The sequence below is a fragment of the Acinetobacter gandensis genome, from assembly GCF_001678755.1.
GTDB lineage: Bacteria > Pseudomonadota > Gammaproteobacteria > Pseudomonadales > Moraxellaceae > Acinetobacter > Acinetobacter gandensis.
The window spans coordinates 208,475-231,637 of record NZ_LZDS01000001.1 but is presented as its reverse complement, the minus strand read 5'-3'; the positions used below and the strand labels follow the sequence as shown (position 1 = coordinate 231,637).

The window sequence follows — 23,163 nt, the reverse complement described above, 5'->3', positions numbered from 1 at the left end:
TGCGTTTTGGGCGTGCTGCTGTGCACTTTATTCGGACAGTTTTGAACTGAGCTTTCTTTAAACTGGAACGACAGAACTTAATCAAGTCGCAAATATTAATAAAAGTACCCATAGAAATCGCTATAAGAAAAAATAGTGGATGATTTTTAAGATATTGTTTTACTTATTAAATTGAGTCCTAAATAACGCGGCAAAAGCAAGATGTATTTCTGTACTGGCATAAAAATTGAATTGTAGGGAATAACAATAAAACACCTGCATGTCAAAAGTGCACCAATCCAGTTGGAGAAATGATGATGTTGCAACACAAAAAAATGTCTAAAAATTTACTTGCAGCGGCAATAATGGGGACGCTGGCATTAACAGGATGTTCAAAATCTGCAGAAAAAACTGAAGAAGCAAAGCCAGAGGCGAAGGCTGCGGCAAGCAGTGGCGATACGATTAAAGTCGGTATTTTACATTCACTGTCTGGGACCATGGCGATTTCGGAAACTTCGCTGAAAGATACGGCCTTAATGACGATTAATGAAATTAATGCCAATGGCGGGGTGTTAGGGAAAAAATTAGAACCTGTAGTAGTCGATCCTGCATCTGATTGGCCCTTATTTGCAGAAAAAACCCGTCAGTTAATTACGCAAGACAAAGTTGCGGTAATTTTTGGTTGTTGGACCTCGGTATCGCGTAAATCTGTGCTACCTGTGGTTGAAGAGTTGAATGGCTTATTGTTCTATCCAGTGCAATACGAAGGTCAGGAACAATCGAAAAACATTTTCTATACCGGTGCTGCACCAAACCAACAAGCCATTCCTGCAGTGGAATACTTGATGAGTGAGGAGGGCGGTAAAGCTGAGCGTTTTGTACTGCTCGGTACGGATTATGTTTACCCACGAACCACCAATAAAATTCTACGTGCTTTCTTAAAGTCGAAAGGTATTGCAGATGCTGACATCATGGAAGAATACACGCCGTTTGGTCATAGTAACTATCAAACGATTGTGGGCAATGTGAAGAAATTTGCTGCAGGTAAAAAGACGGCAGTGATTTCCACCATTAATGGAGACTCTAACGTACCGTTCTACCGTGAATTGGGTAATCAGGGAATCAAAGCCTCAGATATTCCAGTGATGGCATTCTCCGTGGGTGAAGAAGAACTACGCGGTATTGATACCAAGCCATTGGTTGGTCATTTGGCATCTTGGAACTATTTCATGTCCGTAAAAAATCCGGTGAATACGGATTTCATTGGCAAAATGAAAAAATATGCCGTGGATTACAAATTACCGAATGCGGATAAATTTGTAACCAATGACCCAATGGAAGCGACTTATGTCGGCATCAACATGTGGAAACAGGCGGTAGAAAAAGCCGGTACCACCGATGTTGATAAAGTCCGTGATGCTATGGCAGGTCAAGAATTCAAAGCACCATCGGGTTATACACTACAAATGGATGCCAATAACCATCATTTACACAAACCAGTCATGATTGGTCAGATTCGAGCTGATGGTCAGTTTGATGTGGTCTACAAAACACCAAAAACCATTGCTGCGGAGCCATGGAGTCCGTACATCCCTAAATAAGAAATTTATATGATGCCTGCTGCTTCGGTTGCAGGCATTTTTTACTGATTTGATTTTTCCCTGTACAGGGTTTTTCAATAGCTCAATAGGGATGCTAATAAGATGAATAAATTACGTCATTTCCCGATCATTTTTTTATTGCTGAGTCAGTTACTTTGCCTGCAAATACTGCATGCTGAGCTCACAACAGACAACATTATAAACATTGATACTGTTCAAAGCAGCGCACAAACAGATGCGATTCAGCAATTTGTACGTGGTGATTTTGCTGAGCGTCGAAATTTTCTCAATAAATGGCCGTCCAGTATTGAGTCTTTAGATCAACTGGCTGCTTATGTAGAAAAAGATCAGCTCTACACGGCAAATGCAGGTCAAACTTATATTTTAGAAGCAGACGATCGTTTACTCAGTTATCCAGATTTACAGGTCGTCACAGACTGGCCAGCAGATTTATCACAAGTGACTTTGGTGAATACGTTGCGTAAAGCGTTGACCTTCGCTCAAGCCAAAGAAAAGCTAAAATCAGATGATTTATCACAGCGTCTCAATGCCATTGATATTTTAGAAAATAACTTGGCGGAATTGGATGTTCAAAGCATCAATCAATTGTATTTAAATGAAAAAAATAATCAGGTTAAAGCTCGCTTAGCGCAGCTTAAAGCACGATTGGATTATCAAAATTCAGATGTACTCATTAAAATTCAGGCTGCAAAAGTATTACAAGCGTCTAACCGTCCAGATGTACTTGCCATGGTGGAACAAGAATTACAACAAGGTGCATTACACCCTGAATTAAAGGCCGTATTAACCGAAGCAAAAAGTAAAATTAAAACCCGTATTCAAGCCAGCGAATGGACAGGACATGTATTTTCAGGGTTAAGCACTGCGAGCATTTTATTGTTGGCAGCATTAGGTTTAGCCATTACTTATGGTTTGCTTGGCGTCATCAACATGGCGCATGGTGAACTGATCATGATCGGTGCCTATACCACGTATGTGGTGCAAAGTTTATTTAAAAGTTATCTGAGTAGTTATGTCGATTGGTATTTAATTGCTGCGATTCCTGCCGCATTTTTGGTCAGTGCTTTAATTGGCATGTTGATTGAACGCACGGTGATTCGGCCTTTATATGGTCGTCAGCTTGAAACTTTATTGGCGACCTTTGGGGTTAGTTTGATTTTGATGCAATTGGTCCGCATGGTGTTTGGTGCGCAGAACGTTGAAGTGTCAAATATTTCATGGCTATCCGGTGGGATAGCATTAACTCCAAGTTTAATGTTGCCATACAACCGGATTGCTATTATCGGTTTTACTATCGCAGTATTGCTGCTGTTGGTCTATTTACTGAATAAAACCCGTTTTGGTCTATTTGTTCGCGCGGTAACGCAGAATCGTCAAATGGCACGCGCTGTCGGAATTCGATCTAGCCGAATTGACATGATGGCATTCGGTCTCGGTTCAGGGCTGGCTGGTTTAGCAGGATGTGCCTTGGCACAAGTCGGCAATGTTGGGCCAGATTTGGGTCAAAATTACATCATTGATGCATTCTTGGTGGTCGTGGTTGGTGGTGTCGGTCAAGTTTGGGGTGCGGTGTTGGCTGCACTGGGCTTAGGTGTCAGCGGTACTGTGCTAGAAATTGGGATGGGTGCTGTGCTTGCGAAAATTATTCTACTGGTTCTTGTGATTTTGTTTATTCAAAAGCGTCCACAAGGTTTGTTTGCCATCAAAGGCCGTTTTGTGGAGTAAGCGCATGAAAATCACCTCTCTATTATCCGATAAACCCTATAGTGGTACTGCCATTGCGGTGTGCTTTGCGATTTTATTGATCTTGCCATGGTTGCATGTTTTACCCAGTGATTCAGCACTACATTTATCTGCTTATTGGGTGACTTTGATTGGCAAAATCATGTGTTTGGCCTTAGTCGCTTTGGCACTTGATTTAGTCTGGGGCTATGCCGGTATTTTAAGTCTCGGTCATGGTTTGTATTTCGCCTTGGGCGGTTATGCCTTTGGCATGTACCTCATGCGTGAAGCGGCAGGCGATGGCTTACCTGACTTTATGCGCTTTCTCAGTTGGACAGAATTGCCGTGGTATTGGATTGGCACAGAACATATTGTTTGGGCCTTAGCTTTGGTGGTACTCGTTCCAGGTCTGATTGCATTTATATTTGGCTTTTTCGCATTTCGCTCGAAAATTAAAGGCGTCTACTTCTCGATTATCACCCAAGCCATGACTTTTGCTGCGGCCTTATTGTTCTTCCGTAATGAAACGGGTTTTGGTGGCAACAACGGTTTTACTGGGTTTAAGACGATTTTAGGCATGGATATTACTTCGGCTCCGATGCGTGCCAGTCTATGTTTTCTGACAGCTTTGATGTTGATGCTGTCTTTTATTGGACTGCGTCATTTAATGAATAAACCCTATGGGCGGGTGCTTGGTGCGATTCGTGACAGTGAAAACCGTTTGCAATATTTGGGCTATCGAACACTGTGGTACAAGCTATCGGCTTGGGTACTTTCTGCAGTGATTGCCGGTATTGCAGGCGCGCTGTATGTACCCCAAGTCGGCATTATTAACCCAAGTGAAATGAACCCAGTGAACTCGATTGAAATGGCGGTTTGGGTCGCAGCCGGTGGCCGTGGCACTTTAATCGGTCCAATTCTGGGTGCAGGTTTAATCAATGGTATGAAAACCTATTTCACCGTGGCGTATCCAGAAGCATGGTTATTGATCTTAGGCGCGCTATTTATTGTAGTGACCATCTTCCTTCCAAAAGGGGTGATTGGCTTATTAGAACGGTTTAAAAAGGAGCGTAGCGAATGAGTGATGTCGTTCAACCGCATGGCGGACATGCTTCCGAAGCTTATGGTCGTCCCAAAGAGCAAGGCGCAGATTTCAGTCATGGTATTGCGTTGTACTTGGAAAAAGTCAGTGTTTGGTTTGATTCATTTCGCGCCTTAAATGATTTGTCGTTGTACATCAATGAAGGTGAATTACGCTGCATTATTGGTCCCAATGGTGCAGGTAAAACGACATTGATGGATGTGATTACCGGAAAAACCCGTCCCACCGAAGGCACAGCATTTTTTGGGCAAACCTATGATTTGGCCAAAATGAGCACGGAACAAATTGCCGAAGCGGGGATTGGACGTAAGTTCCAGAAACCGACAGTATTTGAAAATTTTACCGTGATGGAAAATTTACTACTGGCAGCACCGAAAGATAAGCGGGTGAAAAAAAGCTTTTTTAGTCGGCTTGATCCTGATGCGCAAAATGCTTTGGATGAATCATTAACGCAAATTCGCTTGCAGGAATTCATCAATAAACCTGCTGGTTTACTGTCGCATGGGCAAAAGCAATGGTTGGAAATTGGTATGTTGCTGATGCAACGCCCAAAGCTGATTTTGCTAGATGAACCTGTGGCTGGGATGACCGATGCCGAAACCGAACGCACCGCCGAATTGTGTTTGGAGCTGAAAAAAAATCATACCCTTGTGGTGGTCGAACATGATATGAGTTTTATTGACACCATCAGTGAGAAAGTCACGGTGTTGGCACAAGGGGCGATTTTAGCCGAAGGCACATTGGCAGAAGTTCAAGCCAATGAAGATGTGATTGAAAAATACCTCGGGCGTTAAGGAGCAGACCATGTTAGAAGTCAAAGACGTCAATCAGTTCTATGGCGGGAGCCATATTTTAAGAGATGTATCCTTGAGTGCACCGATTGGTGCGTGTTCTGTGGTATTAGGACGTAATGGTGTCGGTAAAACCACCTTGCTTAAATGCCTCATGGGTATTTTACCGATTAAGTCGGGACAGATTTTGCTGGATGGACTGGACATTTCCAAGCTTAGTCCAGAGCAGCGGGTACGTGCGGGTTTGGCGTATGTGCCACAAGGACGCGATATTTTTTCCACCCTCACGGTTGAAGAAAATATTTTGATCGGAATGGCAAAATTTAAAGGGGCTAAAACCAAAAAAGTGCCAGAACATCTGTATGAAATTTTTCCGGTGTTGGATGAAATGAAACATCGTCGTGGTGGCGATTTATCCGGTGGTCAACAGCAGCAGCTCGCCATTGCCCGTGCTTTGGCATCCGAGCCGAGCGTATTAATTTTGGATGAACCGACTGAAGGAATTCAGCCTTCAATTATAAAAGATATTGGTCGGGTGATTCGTAAACTGGCTGATGGTGGAAATATGTCTATAGTCTTGGTTGAGCAGTTTTATGACTTTGCCGAGGAGTTGGCAGATCGTTATACCGTCATGGCACGTGGGCAAGTAATTGCACAGGGCAGTGGAGTAGAAATGCCAGAAAAAGGCATTCGAGATCTGGTGGCGATTTAATCTTTATTACTCAGCCACATTTTTAATGTATTGAGCATTCTTCAAAAAAGCTTTTGCGATGGTGCAAAAGCTTTTTTTATTGGCGTATTTATTTTTTGTGTTGTGAGAGTGAGGACTAATTTAGTCTAACTGTAACTGCATCAGCACCAAATCACGCCATTGCCCAAATTTCTGCCCCACTTCAGGCATGTATCCGGTTTGTTTAAAGCCAAATTTTTCATGTAATGCAATTGATGAAGTATTACTATGATCAATCCCAGCAATCATCACATGCACGTCCTGCATTTTTGCATGTTGTATAAGATGCGCTAAAAGCATTGAGCCTAAACCTTGGCGGGCATAGGCTGGGTCAATATAGACCGAATGTTCAACGGTATGTCGATAGCCTGAAAAATTGCGAAATGAGCCGTAGTCAGCATAGCCTGCAATCTGCTGCTGTTCCTGATCGACAATCACAAAAAAAGGAAAATTTTGTGAATTAAATTCAGTGAGTTTTTTCTGAAAGTCATCAATAGAATAAGGCTGTTCATTCCAAGTCACAAAACCATGTAAAACCTCATGCTGATATATACGAGTAATTGTGCCTAAGTCAGCTGAGTTCGCAGGTCGAATAGAAAAAGTCATGGTTATTATTCGAATAAAATGAAATAGATTGTCTGCTTACAGACATAAAAAAAGCAAGGTGATGAACCTTGCTTTTTTCTTTATCGCGTTCTGAGTTGAACTTAGAAGTGGTATTTCACCAATGCGCTGACATCGTTTTGGTCCTGACCTTTCAGACCATATTTGTTGTTCCAAACCGAATGTTCGATACCAACATATAATTTAGTTTTTGGTGAAATGTGTTTACCCGCATTCCATTTGTACTGAGATGTCCAGTTTAATTCACTAGCTTGCGCCCCTTTTTCAGCTGTTGACCAGTCAAGGAAGGCATCTACTAGAAAATCTTCAGAGCCGATTTTAAATGGCACAGCATAAGTGATTGTCATTTGATAATCATCTTTAGTACCGGCTGATTTAGAATCGTTATCGGCTTTATAGAAGTTGATGTTTGCATACTGTGTATATGGAATGTCTAAAGCAAAGCCAATACCATACAAGAAGTTATTAAACTCAGAATTTTTGTCGTAGCCGGCATTATGTTCCCAAGTCGTTGCAATAAGAACGTCTTTGATCGGACCCATAGAAAGGTCTTTACCAGAAACTTCACCTAAGCTAAGGCGCGGTGCTAGCTCAAGGTAAGTCGATGCTTCATCATCTTTGTCCCAAGCTTGGTCAACGAAGAAGAATACATCTGAATATTTCAGTTTAGCGGCATATTCAGCTGTGATCGTTTTCTGTTCATTGTTGTCACCATCAAAAGGCACAACATAATTTTCACCATATAAGCCAGTTAAGCTGAAATCTTGCCATACGATAGGTGAAGCTTGTGTGAATGCAGCAGCTGAAGCCAATGCACATGTAGCAACTAATTGTGTAAGTTTCATTAAAATATCTCCCCCAAGAAGCATTGAAAGCATACAGATTATTAAGCAAAAATAAAGCCAAATTTGACTCATTGGACAAAAACTTTGTAAATGAGTGCACTGCAAGGAAGTCTCATAAATTCATATAGATGCAATTAATATGCGGTAATTGCATAAAAAACATTAAGATTATTTTTTACCCATTGGAAAAAAATACAAAAAACATGAAATAGATCAACTTTTTTTTATAAATTGAACAATAAAACCTTATTTATTTTATGGGTTTTAAAAAAATATCAAAATAGCACTTGCAAAATGTCAATATAAGACCGATATTCAAAGTATAAGGACACGGATCTGCAGACTCTAAAGTGTTCATCATTCAATGTGGAGGACAAGGTTCCATACTAAGTTGAAGATGGTCATCGCTGTTAATTAAACAGCAAGTGTAACGTGCCAAGATAATAAGTTTTGCACAAATATTTATAGATATTACAGATAGATATGAGGATGATATTATGAACATAGAAATCCGTACAGATAAAAACATTCCTAATAGTGATCGATTAATTACATACGTTCGTGCAGAACTTAATGAAGAATTTCAGCGCCATAGTGAACGCATTACTCACTTTTCGGTGCATTTAAGTGATGAAAACGGGGACAAGGGCGGTAGCGACGATATTAAATGTATGATCGAAGCACGTCCGGCAGGTTTAAAGCCTGTGGTGGTGAACCATCGTGGTCACAACGTCGATACAGCAATTCACGGTGCGATTGATCGTTTGAAACGTAGCCTTGAGCACTTATTTGAAAAGAAAGAAAACCCGCGGAGTACACAACCAGCCTTTGCTGATGCAGATGCCGGTGATCAGCTCGACGACGAGTAATGCTTTCTTAAAAAAGCCCTTCGGGGCTTTTTTTTTGCGTTTTGTTTTACATGAAATTCAAACAAACGTAGCAATATTCGGCATAATAGATCCAAAATAAATTGAAGTGAGCTTCCCAGATGTTAACAGCGCAACAACAGCTTTTTGTGCAGGCTTTAGAAGAACAGGATCTTGCACAGGTGCAACGTCTGCTAGCAGATGGCTTAAATCCGAATTTTATTGACTTTGAAAAAGGCCCAGCCATTTCAGTATGGTCAGATGGTTTGTTTAAGTGGTGGGAAACGGTGTGTGAAGCGTATGAATCAGGTACACCATTAAGCTCAGAACAGAAACAACAACATCTACAAATTCATATGGACATTTTAGAGGCCATGATTCAGGCTAAAACCAATGTTCATTTATGGGATGCTGAAGAAATCTACGGACCACTTTGGGATGCTGCAAGTGCAGCATGTGTGCCTGCTGTTCAGCGTTTATTAGATGAAAAAGTAAATCCTAATATGATTGATAGCGATGGTTTAACGATTTTATCGTCAATCAGTGAATTATTTTTTGACTGTGATTTTGACGCTATCAATTGGTCAGAAGCATTGGAAGAAGAAAAACAAACCCTTGAACTTTTGCGTAGCCATGGCGCAAAAATGACCAAAGAATTAGCTTAATATTGAGAGAATTAACATGACTGTTTTTAAAGTTTTAGGTGCTGCTGCACTAACGAGTTTGAGTTTATCTGCAATGGCGGCTGAATTCTCATTCGACCGTCCTGGTGCAGGTATGGGAACAGGCATTACTCCCGTTGGTCGTCTGGCTTGGGAACAGGGTCTGCCAAGTGCAAGCTATACAGAGTCGACAGATGAAAATGGCGATAAAGTGAAAACTACGACTTTAAATACAGACATGTTATTTCGTACAGGTTTGGCAGATGGCCTTGAATTACAATTAGGTTGGCAAGGCCCAACTTGGTCAAAAACCAAAGTTGCTGGCAAGTCGGTTGAAGATGATGGCTTAGGGGATGTCAGTATTGGTTTGAAAAAAGCCATTGATTTGAACGATGATAAACTTTCAATGGCACTTCTCGCTGAAGCAATCATTGCCACGGGTAATGACGGTTTTAGTCAGGACGACGATATTTACAGTCTAAGTTCTGCTGTAGCGTATGACTATAGCGATATGATTGGTACGTCAATAACCATGCGTTATGAAGTGCAGGACGGAGATTGGGCCGTGAGCGCGATTCCTGGACTTGAGTATAAAATTGCTGGGAATTTATCAGGCTTTTCAGAGCTGGTTTATCGCAAAGCTGAAAGTACAGATCAGCAAGTTTCATTGGCTTCTGGTCTGACTTATGCGGTATCTGAGCGTATGCAATTGGATGCAAGCGTCGGTTTAGAATTAACCGGTGGTCATAAAAATTATCAATCAGGCTTAGGTGTATCTTATTTGTTCTAAGCTTCAAAAAATCTATATCTAAACTGAGGATGAAATTCAGCTGAATGAAACAATGGACGTGTATTGCGGCAATCGGGATGCTGACTTTCAGTTTAGTGACATCTGCGCAGGAAGCACTGCTTTCGGCTGAAGAGGCTTTTCCATTCACGGTTATGTCAGATCGTGCTGATCAAGCCTCACTCAGTTGGTCTATTCCAGAACATTATTATCTGTACCAACATAAAGTCGAAGTGAAACAAGGCAATCAAGTTTTGTCACTCGACTTGCCACCTGCCGAAGATTTAAAAGATGATAACTACGGTCATACGCAAGTTTATTATCAGCAATTGCAATTCCATGTTCCAACCCAAAAGAATCAACGTTATCAAGTGAGTTGGCAGGGCTGTGCTAAAGATCGTGTTTGCTATCCACCACAAAATATTGCATTTGAAACCGATGAAAATGGTTTGGTGACGCAACAAAATTTAGCTAACCATTCTAAACGTTTATTAGATTTAGCTGCACCTAGCAACGTAGATCAAACAGTTGCTACATTAGATCAACAGCGTGCTGAAAATGCGGCGTTGAATACAGCAAAAGGCGTGACTGCAAGTGATCAAATGTGGTCAGAAAAATTAGCACAAAGCTCGATTTTTTATGGCTTATTACTGTTCTTTGGTTTGGGTTTTTTGTTGGCATTTACCCCATGTTCATTGCCAATGCTACCAATTTTAACGTCATTGATTGTGCGTGATAGTCGTGGTTTGAAAGCATGGATGATCGCATTGACCTTTGTTAGCAGTATGGCAACGGTGTATGCAATTTTAGGTTTAGTGGCATCATCCGCAGGTTTAAATTTCCAGCGTTGGTTGCAGCAGCCCTCAACATTAATTGCATTTAGCTTGTTATTTGTGGTCTTTGCACTGAATTTATTTGGTTTATTTGAATTGAAGTTGCCGAGGAGCATTGTCAATCGCTTAGATCAAGCACAAGCCATGCAAAAAGGTGGAAGCTTAGTTGGTGCTGGGGTCATGGGCATGATTTCGGCATTACTGGTGGGGCCATGTATGACAGCACCACTTGCCGGTGCGTTATTGTTTATTTCACAAACCCAAAGTCAGTGGCAGGGTGCATTACTGCTATTTACCCTTGGTTTTGGTATGGGTACGCCATTATTGCTGGCGAGTGTGCTCGGCTCAAGGGTCTTGCCTAAAGCTGGCTTGTGGATGAACCAAATTAAAGTGTTATTTGCTTTTATCATGTTGGCTTTGGCACTTTATTTCATTCGCCCGTTAATAAGTGAAGCATGGTTGCAATGGCTTTCATTGGCTTTAGGAGTTGTTTTTAGTGCCTATGTGCTGTGGCGAATACTTTGGCGGAGTACCCAGTTAAAATGGCTCTATATCATCGTATTGTTTCTAGCTGTTCCTTATATTGCATATAGCCAATATCAGCACAGTCAACGTTTCTTTGCACCACAGGGTACAGCGCAAATCAATTGGCATGTGGCGCATAGTGCAGATGAATTCAGACAGTTACTCACGCAAATCCCTACGGGTCAGCAAGCGATTATTGATGTCTATGCAGATTGGTGTGTGGCATGTCAGCCGATTGAACATAAAGTATTAAAGGCAGAGGCTGTACAACAGGCTTTGGCACCCTATTTTTTAATTAAATTGGATCTGAGCCAATATGATGCAACACACCAAACATTATTAAATGAATGGGATATTTTAGGTCCACCGACATATTTATTTTTGGATCGTTCACATCGGGAAATTCGTGGCTTACGATTAACGGGTGCATTTAGTGAAGCGGAATTATTACAACAAATCGCTCAATTCAAAGATCAGGAAGAAGAAAAATGATGCAATTGTATATTGTCAATAAAAACTACTCGACCTGGTCGATGCGTCCTTGGTTGGTTTTACAGGCGTTTAAACTGCCTTTTGAAGAAGTCATGATTCCTTTTGCTGCAGATCCATATACGGGTGAGTTTAAGCGTCGAATCCAAGCCGTACATGACAATGCCAAAGTTCCAGTTCTACAAGATGGTGATTTGGTTATCTGGGATTCTCTAGCAATTTGTGAATATCTGGCAGAGCAATTTCCCAACCATGCGCTCTGGCCACAAGATCGTGCACAACGTGCATGGGCGCGTAGTATTTGTGCCGAAATGCACAGTAGCTTTAGTCATTTACGCAGTTTATGCAGCATGAATATACAAGCTGATTTTTCAGCGCATGGTGCAATGCTTTGGCAGCAGCATGCCGAACTACGTGCAGAAGTAGCACGAATTGAACGTATTTGGGCGAGTCGAGAGCAAGCTACTCAATTTTTATGTGGTGAATTTAGCATTGCGGATGCATTTTTTGCCCCAGTTGTTACCCGTTTCAAAACTTTCCAGTTACCTGTGAGTGTGGAAACACAGCAGTATATGGATTTGGTTTTACAGCATCCCGCAATGAAAAAATGGGTTGAAGCTGCCTTGCAAGAAGCGACTGTTGTCGGAATGGAACAGTATCGACGTTAGTTTGCGTGGGTTAACGTTCTTTTAGATAGCATCCGGTAAAATCTGTTGTGGCTGATATGATTTGACGCGGTTGCGTCCACCAGCTTTGGCCGCATAGAGTGCTTGGTCAGCATGGCTCAGTAATTGTTGAGGACGTAATTCAGGACTTGAAATGGCAATGCCAAAACTGGCAGTCACATAAATTTGTCGACCGTCATCACTGAATAATTCAATCTCTTCAATGGCTTTACGGCAGCGTTCGGCCACGTGCACAGACTGCTCTAGATTTGAATTTTGTAATACCAAAATAAATTCTTCACCGCCAAAGCGGCCCACCACATCACTCCCACGTAAATGTTGACTTAAAATATCACTGACCAATATTAATGTTTCATCGCCTTTATTGTGACCATATTGGTCGTTAATGCGTTTGAAATGGTCAAGGTCAAGTAGTACGAGGGCATAGTTGCTTTTTTGAGCGGAATCAAGCTGCTCTAGGCACTGATTGATGCTACGTCGGTTAAATAAATTGGTGAGAGGATCGACCTGACTCAGTTTTTGAATTAATTGTTCTCGATGACGCCATTGGCTCAGTAAAATTTCAAACAATGCCAAACAGGTCAGCAAAATTGGCAAAATAAAGAAAATCATTGAAAACAGCCAAAAGCTATTTTTATAACCATAGGCATCAGGTTGAAACAGGGGTGCATACGCAATATCACCACGTAAACTGAAATACATGCTGATGGCTAAGAAAATGGTCGCAGGAATGAGCATGCTATAGACAATTTTACGGGTAAACAGCACCAAACCCACAGTCACTAAGCTGACGTATGAAATCATGGTAGCAGGGCTCATGACCCCTACTAGATAGCCATCGCGACATAGTGAAATAACGAAGATGCCAACCGCCAAATAAGGCAAGATTTTTTGCACTTTATGGCTATTTTTCCAAGCATAGCAGGGCCAAATTAAAGCAATCAGCAATACAAAAAAAACAATATTGGTCCAAAGCTGTGATTTAACTAAAGGCAGATTAACCCATTGCCATAAGTCTGGTGACAAAATAATGGCTGCTTTCCACACAATCCAAATAAGATGAATTGCAGACCCAAGGATCAACATGAGCATACATTTTTTTAGAATACTCCAATTCATCACCACTTCATCTTCGAGTAGATATTGCGTGATTTTATTGCGGAGGATGACGTCACGTATGTTTGATTGCATCTTCATACTGTGTTGTTGCCTTGTTGGTGTTATCAGTTTTTTTCTTAAATTTTAAATAGATATCATTTCTATCTAGTACATTAACACGAAAAAATAGACAGAATCATTAAATTATACTGATGAGTTTGGAGATTTTTTTAGTAGTACTGAGTGCTTATATTGTTCTAAAAATAAAACATAGTGTCATATCGATAGGGATTATTCTATTTGTGAGATTTTATTAAACTGTACTCAAGTTAAAACAACAGTCTTAGGTTTCACAATGAAAATTCTACATATTGATTCAAGCATCATGGGCGACGCATCTATTTCACGTCAGTTGAGTGCAGAAATCGTTAAACAACTACAACAAAAACATGGTGCAGATATAAACATTGAGCATCTTGATTTGGCGCAGCAACAGATTCCACATTTAAGCAGTGAAATATTAATGGGCCAAAACGCCGAACAATCGGCTTTAGGTGAGCAATTGATTCAGCAATATTTAGATGCAGATGTCGTGGTTGTTGGTGCAGCTATGTATAACTTTGGTTTGGCTTCAACGCTCAAAGCGTGGATTGACCGAATTAGCGTGGCTGGTCGGACCTTTAAATATACCGAGCAAGGACCTGTTGGTTTAGCTGGTGAAAAGAAAGTCTATATCGCAAGTAGTCGTGGTGGTGTGTATGGCGAAAATAGCCCAGTGGATTATCAAGAAGGTTTCCTGAAAGCTGTGTTTAATTTCACTGGTGTGAATGATATTGAAATTATTCGTGCAGAAGGTGTGAATATGGGTCCAGACATGAAAGCACAGGCTTTGGCGAGTGCACAAAGCCGAATTCAAGCCATATAATTCTAAGAGAATTCAACCTAAGTTAAATTTGTAACCTTCCTCATTGAGGTCAGCCGATGCTGACCTTTTTTTTGTCTTTTGATTAGTCTTTATCGAGTCGGTGTGCAAAGTCAGATAAGTCGCTTAATGCACGTTTGCCTTCTTCAAACCATGGACTAAACATTTGGAAATTATGCCACATCCCTGTGTAAAGCTTGAATTCCACATCGACGCCAGCCTGTTCAGCCTTTTGTTTAAAACGCTGCGCATCGTCCAATAAAATTTCTTTTGAACCGACTTGAATATGAATGGGCGGTAAGCCACCAAGTTCAGCAAAGAATGGGGATACTTCAGGATCGGCACGGTCAACAGAACGTGGCACATAGTAATCAATGCCTGTTTCTAAGGCTTCAATACTTAATAGCGCATCATGCTTTTGGTTATAACGCAGTGATTCACTGGTCAAGGTTAAGTCCAGAAATGGGGACATTAGCACTAAGCCGCTGACTTGTGGCATCTGTTCCTTTTGAATTTTAAGCGCCAACGCGAGTGCTAGGTTAGCGCCACAAGAATCTCCCGACAAAATAATATCTTTGGCCTGGATTCCTTGGTCGAGTAGCACGCTATAGACATCAAATAGTGCATCTAATGCTTCAGGATATTGGGCTTCAGGTGATAGTGGATAATCTAAATGTAAAACCTGCATTTGTGTTCGTGCTGCGACTTGTGTCAGAAATGCACGATGCGTATTCATGGAGCCTAAAAAGAATGCTCCTCCATGGATGTGGAAAATCAGCTGTGTTGATTCTTGTTGTGGTTTGATTTCTTCTGCATGTAAGCCAGCGAGGCGAATTGAACGCACCTGTACGTCTGGGTTTTGAGGGAAAACACGACACATTTGTTCAAGGGCAAAACGCAGCGTATTCGGCGGTAAATTAAACTGGCTCGGTTTACGAATCGTCGCCTTTAAAATGTTTTCTGTAATCAGTTGTTTCGTCAGTGGGGATATCTTCATTGTCTTTCCATCTTTTTATCATTTTGGGAGTGGGTGGGTATATTTACCAACACAAATTACAAGGTTACACTAAACGGTCACATACAAAAATTGATAAATTGTTGTGACTTTCGAATACTAGAGTGGTCTATACCAGACCAGGGAAACAAACAAAAATGAAAAAAATTGTACTAGCATTAGGATTGATGAGCTTAGCAGCATTGGCAAATGCGGCAGACCCTCTAAATGGCACCACTTGGAAAACCATTGATGACAAAACGAAGCAACCTAAAGCGATCGTGAAATTCACTGAGCAAAAGAATGGAACGCTTTCAGCAAGTATCCAATCTGTGTTGACACCAGGTGAAGAAAACGCATGTAAAAAATGTGAAGGTCCGTACCACAACAAATCATTAAAAGGCTTACGTATCGTAACTGGCCTTAAAAATGTCGGTGGCACAAGCTATGAAAATGGTTCGATTCTTGATCCACAATCTGGTAAAACCTACAAATTGAAAGGTCAAATAGCGGATGGCGGTAAAAAATTAGAGCTTCGTGGCTTTATCGGTGTTGCTGCATTAGGTCGTAACCAAACATGGATTCGCGCTAACTAAGTATTCGAGAATTAAAAAAAAGCCTGACAATGTCAGGCTTTTTCATGTCTGTCATTTATCTGCATGAGGATTACATGTAGATGCAATAACTCATTTTAATGCACGATATGCGGCTTCATCAAAGCCGATAATGAGTCCAGTACCTGTATCTAAAACTGGGCGTTTAATCATGCTGGTGTGGGTTGTGAGCGTTTCAATGACTTTGCTTTCACTTGAAAGGGCATCTTGTTGTTCTGCCTCATTCAATTTTTTCCATGTTGTGCCTTTCTTATTTAAGACGACATCTTGACCAGCAGCATCAATCCATTTTTTCACAGATTCTGCATCAATTCCTTGCTTTTTATAATCATGAAATTCATAGGCCAAGCCCAATTCATTCAGTAGATCGAAGGCTTTTTTCATAGAATTACAGTTTTTGATGCCATAAATTTTTAGCATGGGCCAATATCCTTAATGTCGGAGTGATACTTTAAATTTGCATCTAGCTTATCGAATAATTATACAAAGCTCTATGTTGTCATGAGATTGTCGCAGTGCTGTCATACATCTGACATATCACGGCATCAAAATGATCAGAGAAGAAAGCCATAGGCAAATAAGTCATTAAAGCCATAACAATTCAGTGCAAGACGCCCGAATTTAGAATAACAAAAAGATTATCCCAAGAAGAATGGGCGCATAAAAATAATAAAGTTTGAAAAGTGAGGGGCTAAAAAAGAGAAAACCCGCATTTAATCATCCTGATCATGCGGGTCTCATTACAACGTCCATTGTCACATCCTTGAAAACAAGCTAAATCATTTAGTTTGTTTTAATACTTCCTTCGGCGTCCAATCCATTTGTGTCATCCTGACATGTCCCTGTGCCGTGCGACAATAATGCTACTTTTAATTCGTGAGACATATCCACTAATACGTCTTGTAATGTAAGAAATTACCACTAATTGAGTAAACATGTGTTTACTCAATTAGTCGGTATTGTTTAAATTTTATAATCAATTACGACTGGGGCATGGTCGCTGAACCATGTTTCTTTATACACCCAAGCATTGACTGTACGTTCTTTCCAATCTGGTGAACAAGCGTGGTAATCGATACGCCAACCGACGTTCTTTGCACGTGCCTGACCACGGTTCGACCACCATGAATACAATTCAGCTTCTTTACGCACTTCACGGAAAGTATCGACATAGCCGAGTTCATCGTAAATATGGTCGAGCCAAGCACGTTCATGTGGCAAGCAACCAGAGGCTTTTTGATTACCTGACCAGTTCTTAATATCAATACGTTTGTGTACGATGTTGTAGTCGCCACAAACAATGACTGATTTATTTTCAGCTCGCCATTGTTTCAAGATTTGTTTGTATTCGTTTAAAAATAAATCTTTACGTGCCTGAGCTTCTTCGCCTGAAGAACCTGAAGGTAAATACAATGAACAAATATGTGCTGTTTGACCTAAACCTAAATCAAATTCAGCAGAGATGAAGCGCCCTTGGCTATCGGCTAATTCAAAGCCTAAACCATCTTTCACTGATACAAAGGGTAGGCGGCTATAAATCGCAGTACCTGCATAGCCTGGACGTTCTGCAGGGAACAGGTGAGTGTACCAACCTTCAGGCTTAAATTTATCTGTCCATTGTTCGTGGGTAATCCGACTTTCTTGCATACAGATCACATCTGCATCGGATTGTGCAATCCAGTCAAAGATCCCTTTCTTTTCTGCTGAACGTAGACCATTCACATTAATTGAAACGACACGCAGAATTTTTTGATCACTTGGATAGCTACTCTTTGGTATCATGCTCAGGTTTAACCTCAAACTTAAAAAAATGGAGCACCTCATGACAGCGCAAGCGGCATTTAATCCACAAGCTTTTATCGAACTGGCATTATCACGTGGTGTGCTTAAATTTGGTGAGTTTACTTTAAAATCGGGTCGTGTGAGTCCTTATTTTTTTAATGCGGGTCTTTTGAATGACGGTGAAGCATTGTCGTTATTGGCTTCGGGCTATGCTGATAAATTAACACAATGCGATAATGTAGAAGTGGTTTTTGGCCCAGCCTATAAAGGTATTCCATTTGTTGCTGCTACGGCTGTAGCATTGTCACAAAATCATGGCGTGAGCGTGCCTTGGGGCTTTAACCGTAAAGAAGCTAAAGATCACGGTGAAGGTGGTGTACTTGTAGGTGCCTCAGTTGAAGGCAAAAAAGTCTGGATCATTGATGATGTAATCACTGCGGGTACAGCGATTCGTGAAGTAGTCACCATTCTTAAAAATGCCGGTGCACAAATTGCGGGTGTATTGGTGGCGCTAGACCGTCAAGAAAAAGGTCAGGGCGATTTGTCTGCGATTCAAGAAGTACAAAAAGAGTTAGAAATTCCTGTACATGCGCTCATTACCATGAAAGATTTGATGGATTATTTAGATGCGAAAGGCGATAAAGACGCTTTAGCGAAAATGGACGCGTATCGTGTGAGGTATGGTATCTAAAATATTAATTTTTATATAAAATTGGGTGGGTTTCCACCCTTTTTTATTTTTGATATGTCTGAATTAGAAAAATATGCATTTATATATTGTAAAGAGTGCGGTCGTGATAATCGGTTGAAGATTAATACTGAAAAGACAGGGCACTATCAATGTGGTAGTTGTCAGGCGCATTTGATGTTTTATGGCACACAGAAGCAGGCAAACTATAAAAACTGGATTTGGGGGGCAATTATAGGGTTGCCTGTGATTTTTATAGGCTATAAAGCAGTTTCAGATGATTCTTCTTGGACGCAAAAGAATATTCAAAAGTTTGAGAAAGCATGCGAAGCAAAAATGTTCCAAACGACAAATCTATCGGTGTCTGAAACAAGGCGTTATTGTGATTGTGTGATCAATAAGATTGTTCAATATGATTATGAAAAAGTAATAAAATCAACTCAATATTATATGAGAGAATCTCAAGGAGCTTGCCGAAGTGGAATGCAATTGTTCGGAAACTATAGATAAATTTAATATTTTATTAGAACAAAGTTACAAAGGCTGTTTGAAAGAATTTTGTTTGGACTTTGATATTAAAAATAGAGGGCAAAGTTTTTATAAAAAAGTACAAAAAAGCAGAAATCGGATGATGAAACAAAAAGTAAGTTCCGAAACGATAGAAGAGTTTCAAAAGTATATTTGCTTTCTAGAATTTAAAATTTTAGAAAAGGATTGTTCATGGGAGGAAAAAAAGGCTCTTAGTGATTTTAAGAGCCTTCTATAATTTAGATAATTCTTTTGTATCTACTGATAAATTTATTTGTATCAAAGTTAATTTGCTTTAATGCAAAATCGGCAGAGACTTCACAGAGAGGCGAACTATAGTTATATCCTCGTTCAATACCATTTTGGAAGAATCTCCCCAAAGGATCAATCATCAAATAAGACTCAGTCATGTCATCATTATTCTCTATACTCATGATTTCACTTAAATGTGCATGTGTTTTAATAAAACTATAAAATTCATGATCTTGAATTTCTAACTTGTCAGAATAAATCGGTAATAATTTAAAAACCTTCCATTTTCGAGGTTTTACTTGCTGAATAAAGTCACTTAAATTTTCAGAAAAATTTAATTTATTGACTACGGTATTAATTTTAAAATCTAAATTTGGGTTGATCTCTCTCATTTGATTGATTGCAAGGAGTGTCTCTTGATAGTCGAATACCTTTTTTTTAGATGAACGACCAATCATTAAGTTTGTGTCCTTATTTAACGAGTCAACGCTAATCCCTATAGATGAAAAATTTTGAGCAATAAACTCTATATTGTCTGAATTAAATAAGCTTCCATTGGTAATCGCTGATAATTTAAAACCATATTTTTTTGAAAGAGAAATGATATTTCTTAATTGTTTTTCATATAAGAAGGTCTCGCCACCAACCAAATTAAGGCGTAAATTCTCAAATAAAATTTTATTTGATTTGGTATTAAACAAATGTCGAATACACTCAATTTGAGTAAGTACGGCTTCTATTTTTGATATTGAATGTAGAATTTCTTTTGTATTGCTGTTCCATTTTGCAAAACAATAATCGCATTTATAATTGCATGCTTCTGTAATGTGCCAATTTACGACAAGTTCTTTTGTGGCATAGGTGGTCATCTCAATATTGCTCATTTATTGGTTTGGAATAAAGCAAATGTATGAGAAAAACCACCCTAGTTAGGAGACAGTTAGGAGACAGTATTAAAGTGGATATTCCCCATCACACAACCTACACTCCAACATCACTCCCAACTTTTCATTCCGTCCTTGTTCCGTTATCACCCAAGGGCGATTTTGCCATGGTGGATCATGTCGCACATGCTGCGTATGACCACAGGCTAAAATCGCATACCAATGATTTTCATCATCCAAAGCAAAATCAACAATAGCCTGCTGCATATCAAATACCTGTCTGAACTCTGAGTATGATGAAGAGGGCACAGAACCCCTTTTATCTGTACATCACATATAAAATCATGACCTTGAACAATTTGGGCTCGAGCCATAGCAATTGCCAGATCTGATTTCATAAATGGTTGAATGCCCGGGATTACCTTTAGGTCGCGGCACGCCCTGTGGCACAAAGAAGGTCACAGAATGCGCACCATATAAGCCTGCTGGTATAGTCATGTCTTTTAATACCACATAAGCACTATCAAAATGCACATAGTCCATGCCCGTACCCGATGATCCAGAACCGCCAACAACGGGTGGGGTATGAATATTCCGCGCTTTATTGTAGGCGGCTTTCCACGCGTCAATATCTGCACGTGTGGCAGGACGGAGTAAGCCCTTCGCTACGGCATCTCGTATCCCAGCAGGGCCTGCCAATGGCGCATTCGGATCAATCACATCTTTCATTGAACGCTCTTGAGATGAGCTCAGTTGCGTATTTGCGCGGATATTGCCAATATTGGCTTGCCCGTTTTTAGCAATCACAATGGCTTGAATATCACGCTGCAAAATACGCTGCGAAAGTTGATTCATTTCTGCTGCATTATCATCTGACACATAGCTGTAGCCACATTGTGAATTTTTGTACGACGTTTCTAAAACTGGAATCGCTTTAGGTAAACCAACCACACGCTGCGCGTGATAACCGGTGGCAATGACACCGACAATTCTTGTATTGCTCTCCCATTTAACTTTCCAAATGGTTGGCTCATACGCCCCTAAAATTAAAACCACCGGACGGTTATGCTGAACTTGAATATCCATTTCAGTGGCTTGATGACCGCTGTCATCAATTTGATAACTGGTTTCCCGACCTGAATATGCACCGGTGGCAAACACATCATATTGAGTCGGCAGTTGTGTTTTAAACTTTGTGCAATCATTTTGCACAGGCGGCGTATACTTGGATGATTGTCTTTGTTGACGATTGCTTGCCACAGAAGCCAGCAGGGCAGTGCGTAACAGTTCAGTATTATCCGGTGCTTCTTGTCGATATAGACAGTCTTTGGGGCGAAGGTTGTCTGCTAAATCAGAAAAACATTGCCAAATCTTAATCGGCTGTCCGGCGTACACTTGTGGTTGAAAATACAGATGATGTCCTGCCAATGCGGTAGGAATTTTGTCATGATTTTGCAGTTCAGCCGACAATTGCAGCCGATCAAACTGAAATACAACGCCATCTTTCTGTTCTAGGTTGGCAATGACATCGCGCTGAATCGGAGATGATTGGCGTAACAGTTGCATCACTTGTTCTGAGCTGTCGGTACTTTGAGACAAATACAACAGATTCACTTGAGAAATAAACTGTTGTTTCTGTTCCTCAACATGCGTCAAAACTTGATGGTTTTGATACTTTTCAAAGCCCACAGTCCCTGTAAAGCCTAGGCCAACCACGGCACAGCTCCCGAGTACACCGACGATAACCCCCGATTTAAATGTTCGTTGTTTGTTTGGCATTCTTTGTGATTATTTTGTTATGAGATGAAGCTTAAAATACAGCAAAGTTTTGAAAATAAAAACATTGTGATATTGAAATAAGCCTAATATCCAAGTGCTATTTAAAAGATAATCATCACGAAAAATCAGAAAACATCCGCGCCAATCTCCGCTATACTTTTCAGCAATCAAATTTATATGAGCGTTCCAGATGCGTGTACTTGTTGTGATGGATCCCATCGAAAATGTAAACCTAAAAAAAGATACTTCAATGGCGATGCTATGGGCAGCAGCGCGCCGCGGTCATGAGTTGGGCTATGCATTACAGCAAGATTTATATATTGAGCACGGCAAAGCCTTTGGTTTGATTTCACCGCTGAAAGTGTTTGAAGATTACAACCACTACTATGAATTAGGCGAAAAGAAAAAAGAATCCATTGCAGATTACGATGTGGTGTTGATGCGCAAAGACCCACCGTTTGATATGAACTTTGTCTACACCACTTATATTTTGGAACAGGCTGAACGTGAAGGCGCGTGGATTATCAATAAGCCGCAAAGCCTACGTGACTGCAATGAAAAGCTATTTGCGACCCAATTCCCTGAGCTGCAAGTGCCGACGTTAGTCACCTCACAACAGAGCTTAATTCGTGAGTTTTTACAAGAACATGGTGATGTGATTGTAAAACCTCTAGATGGTATGGGCGGTATGGGGATTTTCCGCTTGTATCAAGACGGTGTGAATATTGGTTCAACCATTGAAATTTTGACCAATAATGGCACACAGCCGATTATGGCGCAGCGCTATATTCCAGAAATTGTTGATGGTGATAAGCGTATTTTAATGGTCAATGGTGAGCCTGTACCTTACTGCTTGGCGCGCATTCCACAAAATGGTGAAGTGCGTGGAAATTTAGCCGCAGGTGGTTTGGGTGAGGCACGTCCATTAACTGAAAATGACAAAGCCATTGCCGCAAAAGTTGGGCCTTTCTTGCGTGAAAAAGGTTTGGTTTTTGTTGGACTCGACGTGATTGGCAATTATGTGACTGAAATTAATGTGACCAGTCCAACATGTGTTCGTGAAATTGATGCGCAATTTGGCACTTCAATTGCGGATGATTTATTTGATGTACTTGAAGCCGGTCTTAAAGCTAAAGCTTAAATCAATAAAAAAGAGCCCAACATTGGGCTCTTTTTTTGCTGTGTGGCTAAAAAGCAAAAAAAGTGAAAAAGTTGTAAGTAAATGCAATTAAAAGCAAAAATTGTCTTATTTTTTTTCAATTCTGATAGATTAATAATAAAACTAGTTTAAACTTTTAAAATAGTAGAAAAAAACAATCATACGCCTGTTGAAAAAAAGTAAATTGCCTTTCACGGTTA

General features: G+C 40.4%; 24 protein-coding genes. 15 read left to right on the top strand and 9 right to left on the bottom strand.

Annotation, left to right across the window (positions count from 1 at the left end):
- Nucleotides 1-299 precede the first annotated feature (299 nt).
- The 5 genes from urtA (at nt 300) to urtE (ending at nt 5,928) form a co-directional block, all read left to right on the top strand.
- Nucleotides 300-1,580, top strand: a complete 1,281-nt coding sequence (gene urtA / locus A9J31_RS01085) for an urea ABC transporter substrate-binding protein (protein WP_171256644.1) — start codon at nt 300-302, stop codon at nt 1,578-1,580.
- 102 nt (nt 1,581-1,682) lie between these two features.
- Nucleotides 1,683-3,326, top strand: a complete 1,644-nt coding sequence (gene urtB / locus A9J31_RS01080; protein WP_067761676.1) for an urea ABC transporter permease subunit UrtB — start codon at nt 1,683-1,685, stop codon at nt 3,324-3,326.
- A 4-nt stretch (nt 3,327-3,330) separates the two neighbouring features.
- On the top strand, nt 3,331-4,404 hold the full coding sequence (gene urtC / locus A9J31_RS01075) for an urea ABC transporter permease subunit UrtC (RefSeq protein ID WP_067761674.1): 1,074 nt from the start codon (nt 3,331-3,333) through the stop codon (nt 4,402-4,404).
- A complete protein-coding gene (gene urtD / locus A9J31_RS01070) occupies nt 4,401-5,219 on the top strand; it encodes an urea ABC transporter ATP-binding protein UrtD (RefSeq protein ID WP_067761672.1) in 819 nt (272 codons plus the stop codon). The genes urtC and urtD overlap by 4 nt, the downstream gene beginning before the upstream one ends.
- Before the next feature lie 10 nt (nt 5,220-5,229).
- Nucleotides 5,230-5,928, top strand: coding sequence for an urea ABC transporter ATP-binding subunit UrtE (gene urtE / locus A9J31_RS01065; RefSeq protein WP_067761670.1), 699 nt, complete (start codon nt 5,230-5,232; stop codon nt 5,926-5,928).
- Nucleotides 5,929-6,048: 120 nt separating this feature from the next.
- Here urtE and A9J31_RS01060 read toward each other — a convergent pair whose 3' ends face one another.
- The gene (locus A9J31_RS01060) at nt 6,049-6,552 is read right to left on the bottom strand and encodes a GNAT family N-acetyltransferase (protein WP_067761668.1); all 504 of its coding nucleotides are present in this window, start codon (nt 6,550-6,552) and stop codon (nt 6,049-6,051) included.
- A gap of 101 nt (nt 6,553-6,653) precedes the next feature.
- Complete coding sequence (locus tag A9J31_RS01055) at nt 6,654-7,415, bottom strand: outer membrane protein OmpK (RefSeq protein ID WP_067761830.1); 762 nt, start codon at nt 7,413-7,415, stop codon at nt 6,654-6,656.
- 497 nt (nt 7,416-7,912) lie between these two features.
- Here A9J31_RS01055 and A9J31_RS01050 point away from each other — a divergent pair, with 497 nt between their 5' ends.
- The 5 genes from A9J31_RS01050 (at nt 7,913) to A9J31_RS01030 (ending at nt 12,245) form a co-directional block, all read left to right on the top strand.
- Nucleotides 7,913-8,284 (top strand): HPF/RaiA family ribosome-associated protein, encoded by a 372-nt coding sequence (locus tag A9J31_RS01050; protein ID WP_067761666.1) that lies wholly within the window; start codon nt 7,913-7,915, stop codon nt 8,282-8,284.
- Between the two features lie 119 nt (nt 8,285-8,403).
- On the top strand, nt 8,404-8,946 hold the full coding sequence (locus tag A9J31_RS01045; protein ID WP_067761664.1) for an ankyrin repeat domain-containing protein: 543 nt from the start codon (nt 8,404-8,406) through the stop codon (nt 8,944-8,946).
- Between the two features lie 16 nt (nt 8,947-8,962).
- Nucleotides 8,963-9,733: a transporter gene (locus A9J31_RS01040; protein WP_067761662.1), complete on the top strand. Its 771-nt coding sequence runs from the start codon at nt 8,963-8,965 to the stop codon at nt 9,731-9,733.
- Between the two features lie 44 nt (nt 9,734-9,777).
- Nucleotides 9,778-11,580, top strand: coding sequence for a protein-disulfide reductase DsbD (gene dsbD / locus A9J31_RS01035; RefSeq protein ID WP_067761660.1), 1,803 nt, complete (start codon nt 9,778-9,780; stop codon nt 11,578-11,580).
- Complete coding sequence (locus A9J31_RS01030; RefSeq protein WP_067761659.1) at nt 11,577-12,245, top strand: glutathione S-transferase family protein; 669 nt, start codon at nt 11,577-11,579, stop codon at nt 12,243-12,245. Before dsbD ends, A9J31_RS01030 begins: the two co-directional genes overlap by 4 nt.
- Before the next feature lie 21 nt (nt 12,246-12,266).
- Here A9J31_RS01030 and A9J31_RS01025 read toward each other — a convergent pair whose 3' ends face one another.
- Nucleotides 12,267-13,460, bottom strand: a complete 1,194-nt coding sequence (locus tag A9J31_RS01025) for a GGDEF domain-containing protein (RefSeq protein WP_067761657.1) — start codon at nt 13,458-13,460, stop codon at nt 12,267-12,269.
- A gap of 256 nt (nt 13,461-13,716) precedes the next feature.
- Here A9J31_RS01025 and A9J31_RS01020 point away from each other — a divergent pair, with 256 nt between their 5' ends.
- Complete coding sequence (locus tag A9J31_RS01020) at nt 13,717-14,286, top strand: FMN-dependent NADH-azoreductase (RefSeq protein WP_067761655.1); 570 nt, start codon at nt 13,717-13,719, stop codon at nt 14,284-14,286.
- A gap of 82 nt (nt 14,287-14,368) precedes the next feature.
- On the opposite strand, the gene A9J31_RS01015 is transcribed toward A9J31_RS01020, so the two are convergent.
- A complete protein-coding gene (locus A9J31_RS01015; RefSeq protein WP_067761653.1) occupies nt 14,369-15,280 on the bottom strand; it encodes an alpha/beta hydrolase in 912 nt (303 codons plus the stop codon).
- A 155-nt stretch (nt 15,281-15,435) separates the two neighbouring features.
- Here A9J31_RS01015 and A9J31_RS01010 point away from each other — a divergent pair, with 155 nt between their 5' ends.
- Nucleotides 15,436-15,873: a DUF2147 domain-containing protein gene (locus tag A9J31_RS01010; protein ID WP_067761651.1), complete on the top strand. Its 438-nt coding sequence runs from the start codon at nt 15,436-15,438 to the stop codon at nt 15,871-15,873.
- Between the two features lie 90 nt (nt 15,874-15,963).
- On the opposite strand, the gene A9J31_RS01005 is transcribed toward A9J31_RS01010, so the two are convergent.
- Both A9J31_RS01005 and A9J31_RS01000 read right to left on the bottom strand, forming a co-directional pair.
- Nucleotides 15,964-16,311 (bottom strand): Spx/MgsR family RNA polymerase-binding regulatory protein, encoded by a 348-nt coding sequence (locus tag A9J31_RS01005; protein WP_067761649.1) that lies wholly within the window; start codon nt 16,309-16,311, stop codon nt 15,964-15,966.
- Nucleotides 16,312-16,854: 543 nt separating this feature from the next.
- A complete protein-coding gene (locus tag A9J31_RS01000; protein ID WP_067761647.1) occupies nt 16,855-17,673 on the bottom strand; it encodes an exodeoxyribonuclease III in 819 nt (272 codons plus the stop codon).
- Between the two features lie 40 nt (nt 17,674-17,713).
- Here A9J31_RS01000 and pyrE point away from each other — a divergent pair, with 40 nt between their 5' ends.
- Entirely contained in the window at nt 17,714-18,364 is a 651-nt protein-coding gene (gene pyrE / locus A9J31_RS00995) for an orotate phosphoribosyltransferase (protein WP_067761645.1), read from the top strand.
- 54 nt (nt 18,365-18,418) lie between these two features.
- Nucleotides 18,419-18,871 carry a hypothetical protein gene (locus A9J31_RS00990; protein WP_067761643.1) on the top strand — a complete coding sequence of 151 codons (453 nt, stop codon included), beginning with the start codon at nt 18,419-18,421 and terminating at the stop codon, nt 18,869-18,871.
- A 257-nt stretch (nt 18,872-19,128) separates the two neighbouring features.
- Here A9J31_RS00990 and A9J31_RS00980 read toward each other — a convergent pair whose 3' ends face one another.
- The 3 genes from A9J31_RS00980 to A9J31_RS00970 form a co-directional block, all read right to left on the bottom strand.
- The gene (locus A9J31_RS00980; RefSeq protein ID WP_081410227.1) at nt 19,129-20,010 is read right to left on the bottom strand and encodes a viperin family antiviral radical SAM protein; all 882 of its coding nucleotides are present in this window, start codon (nt 20,008-20,010) and stop codon (nt 19,129-19,131) included.
- An 84-nt stretch (nt 20,011-20,094) separates the two neighbouring features.
- On the bottom strand, nt 20,095-20,292 hold the full coding sequence (locus tag A9J31_RS00975; protein WP_067761636.1) for a DUF3565 domain-containing protein: 198 nt from the start codon (nt 20,290-20,292) through the stop codon (nt 20,095-20,097).
- 75 nt (nt 20,293-20,367) lie between these two features.
- Entirely contained in the window at nt 20,368-21,804 is a 1,437-nt protein-coding gene (locus A9J31_RS00970) for a hypothetical protein (RefSeq protein ID WP_245668188.1), read from the bottom strand.
- Between the two features lie 190 nt (nt 21,805-21,994).
- Here A9J31_RS00970 and gshB point away from each other — a divergent pair, with 190 nt between their 5' ends.
- Entirely contained in the window at nt 21,995-22,945 is a 951-nt protein-coding gene (gene gshB, locus A9J31_RS00965) for a glutathione synthase (protein ID WP_067761634.1), read from the top strand.
- The last annotated feature ends 218 nt before the right edge of the window (nt 22,946-23,163 follow it).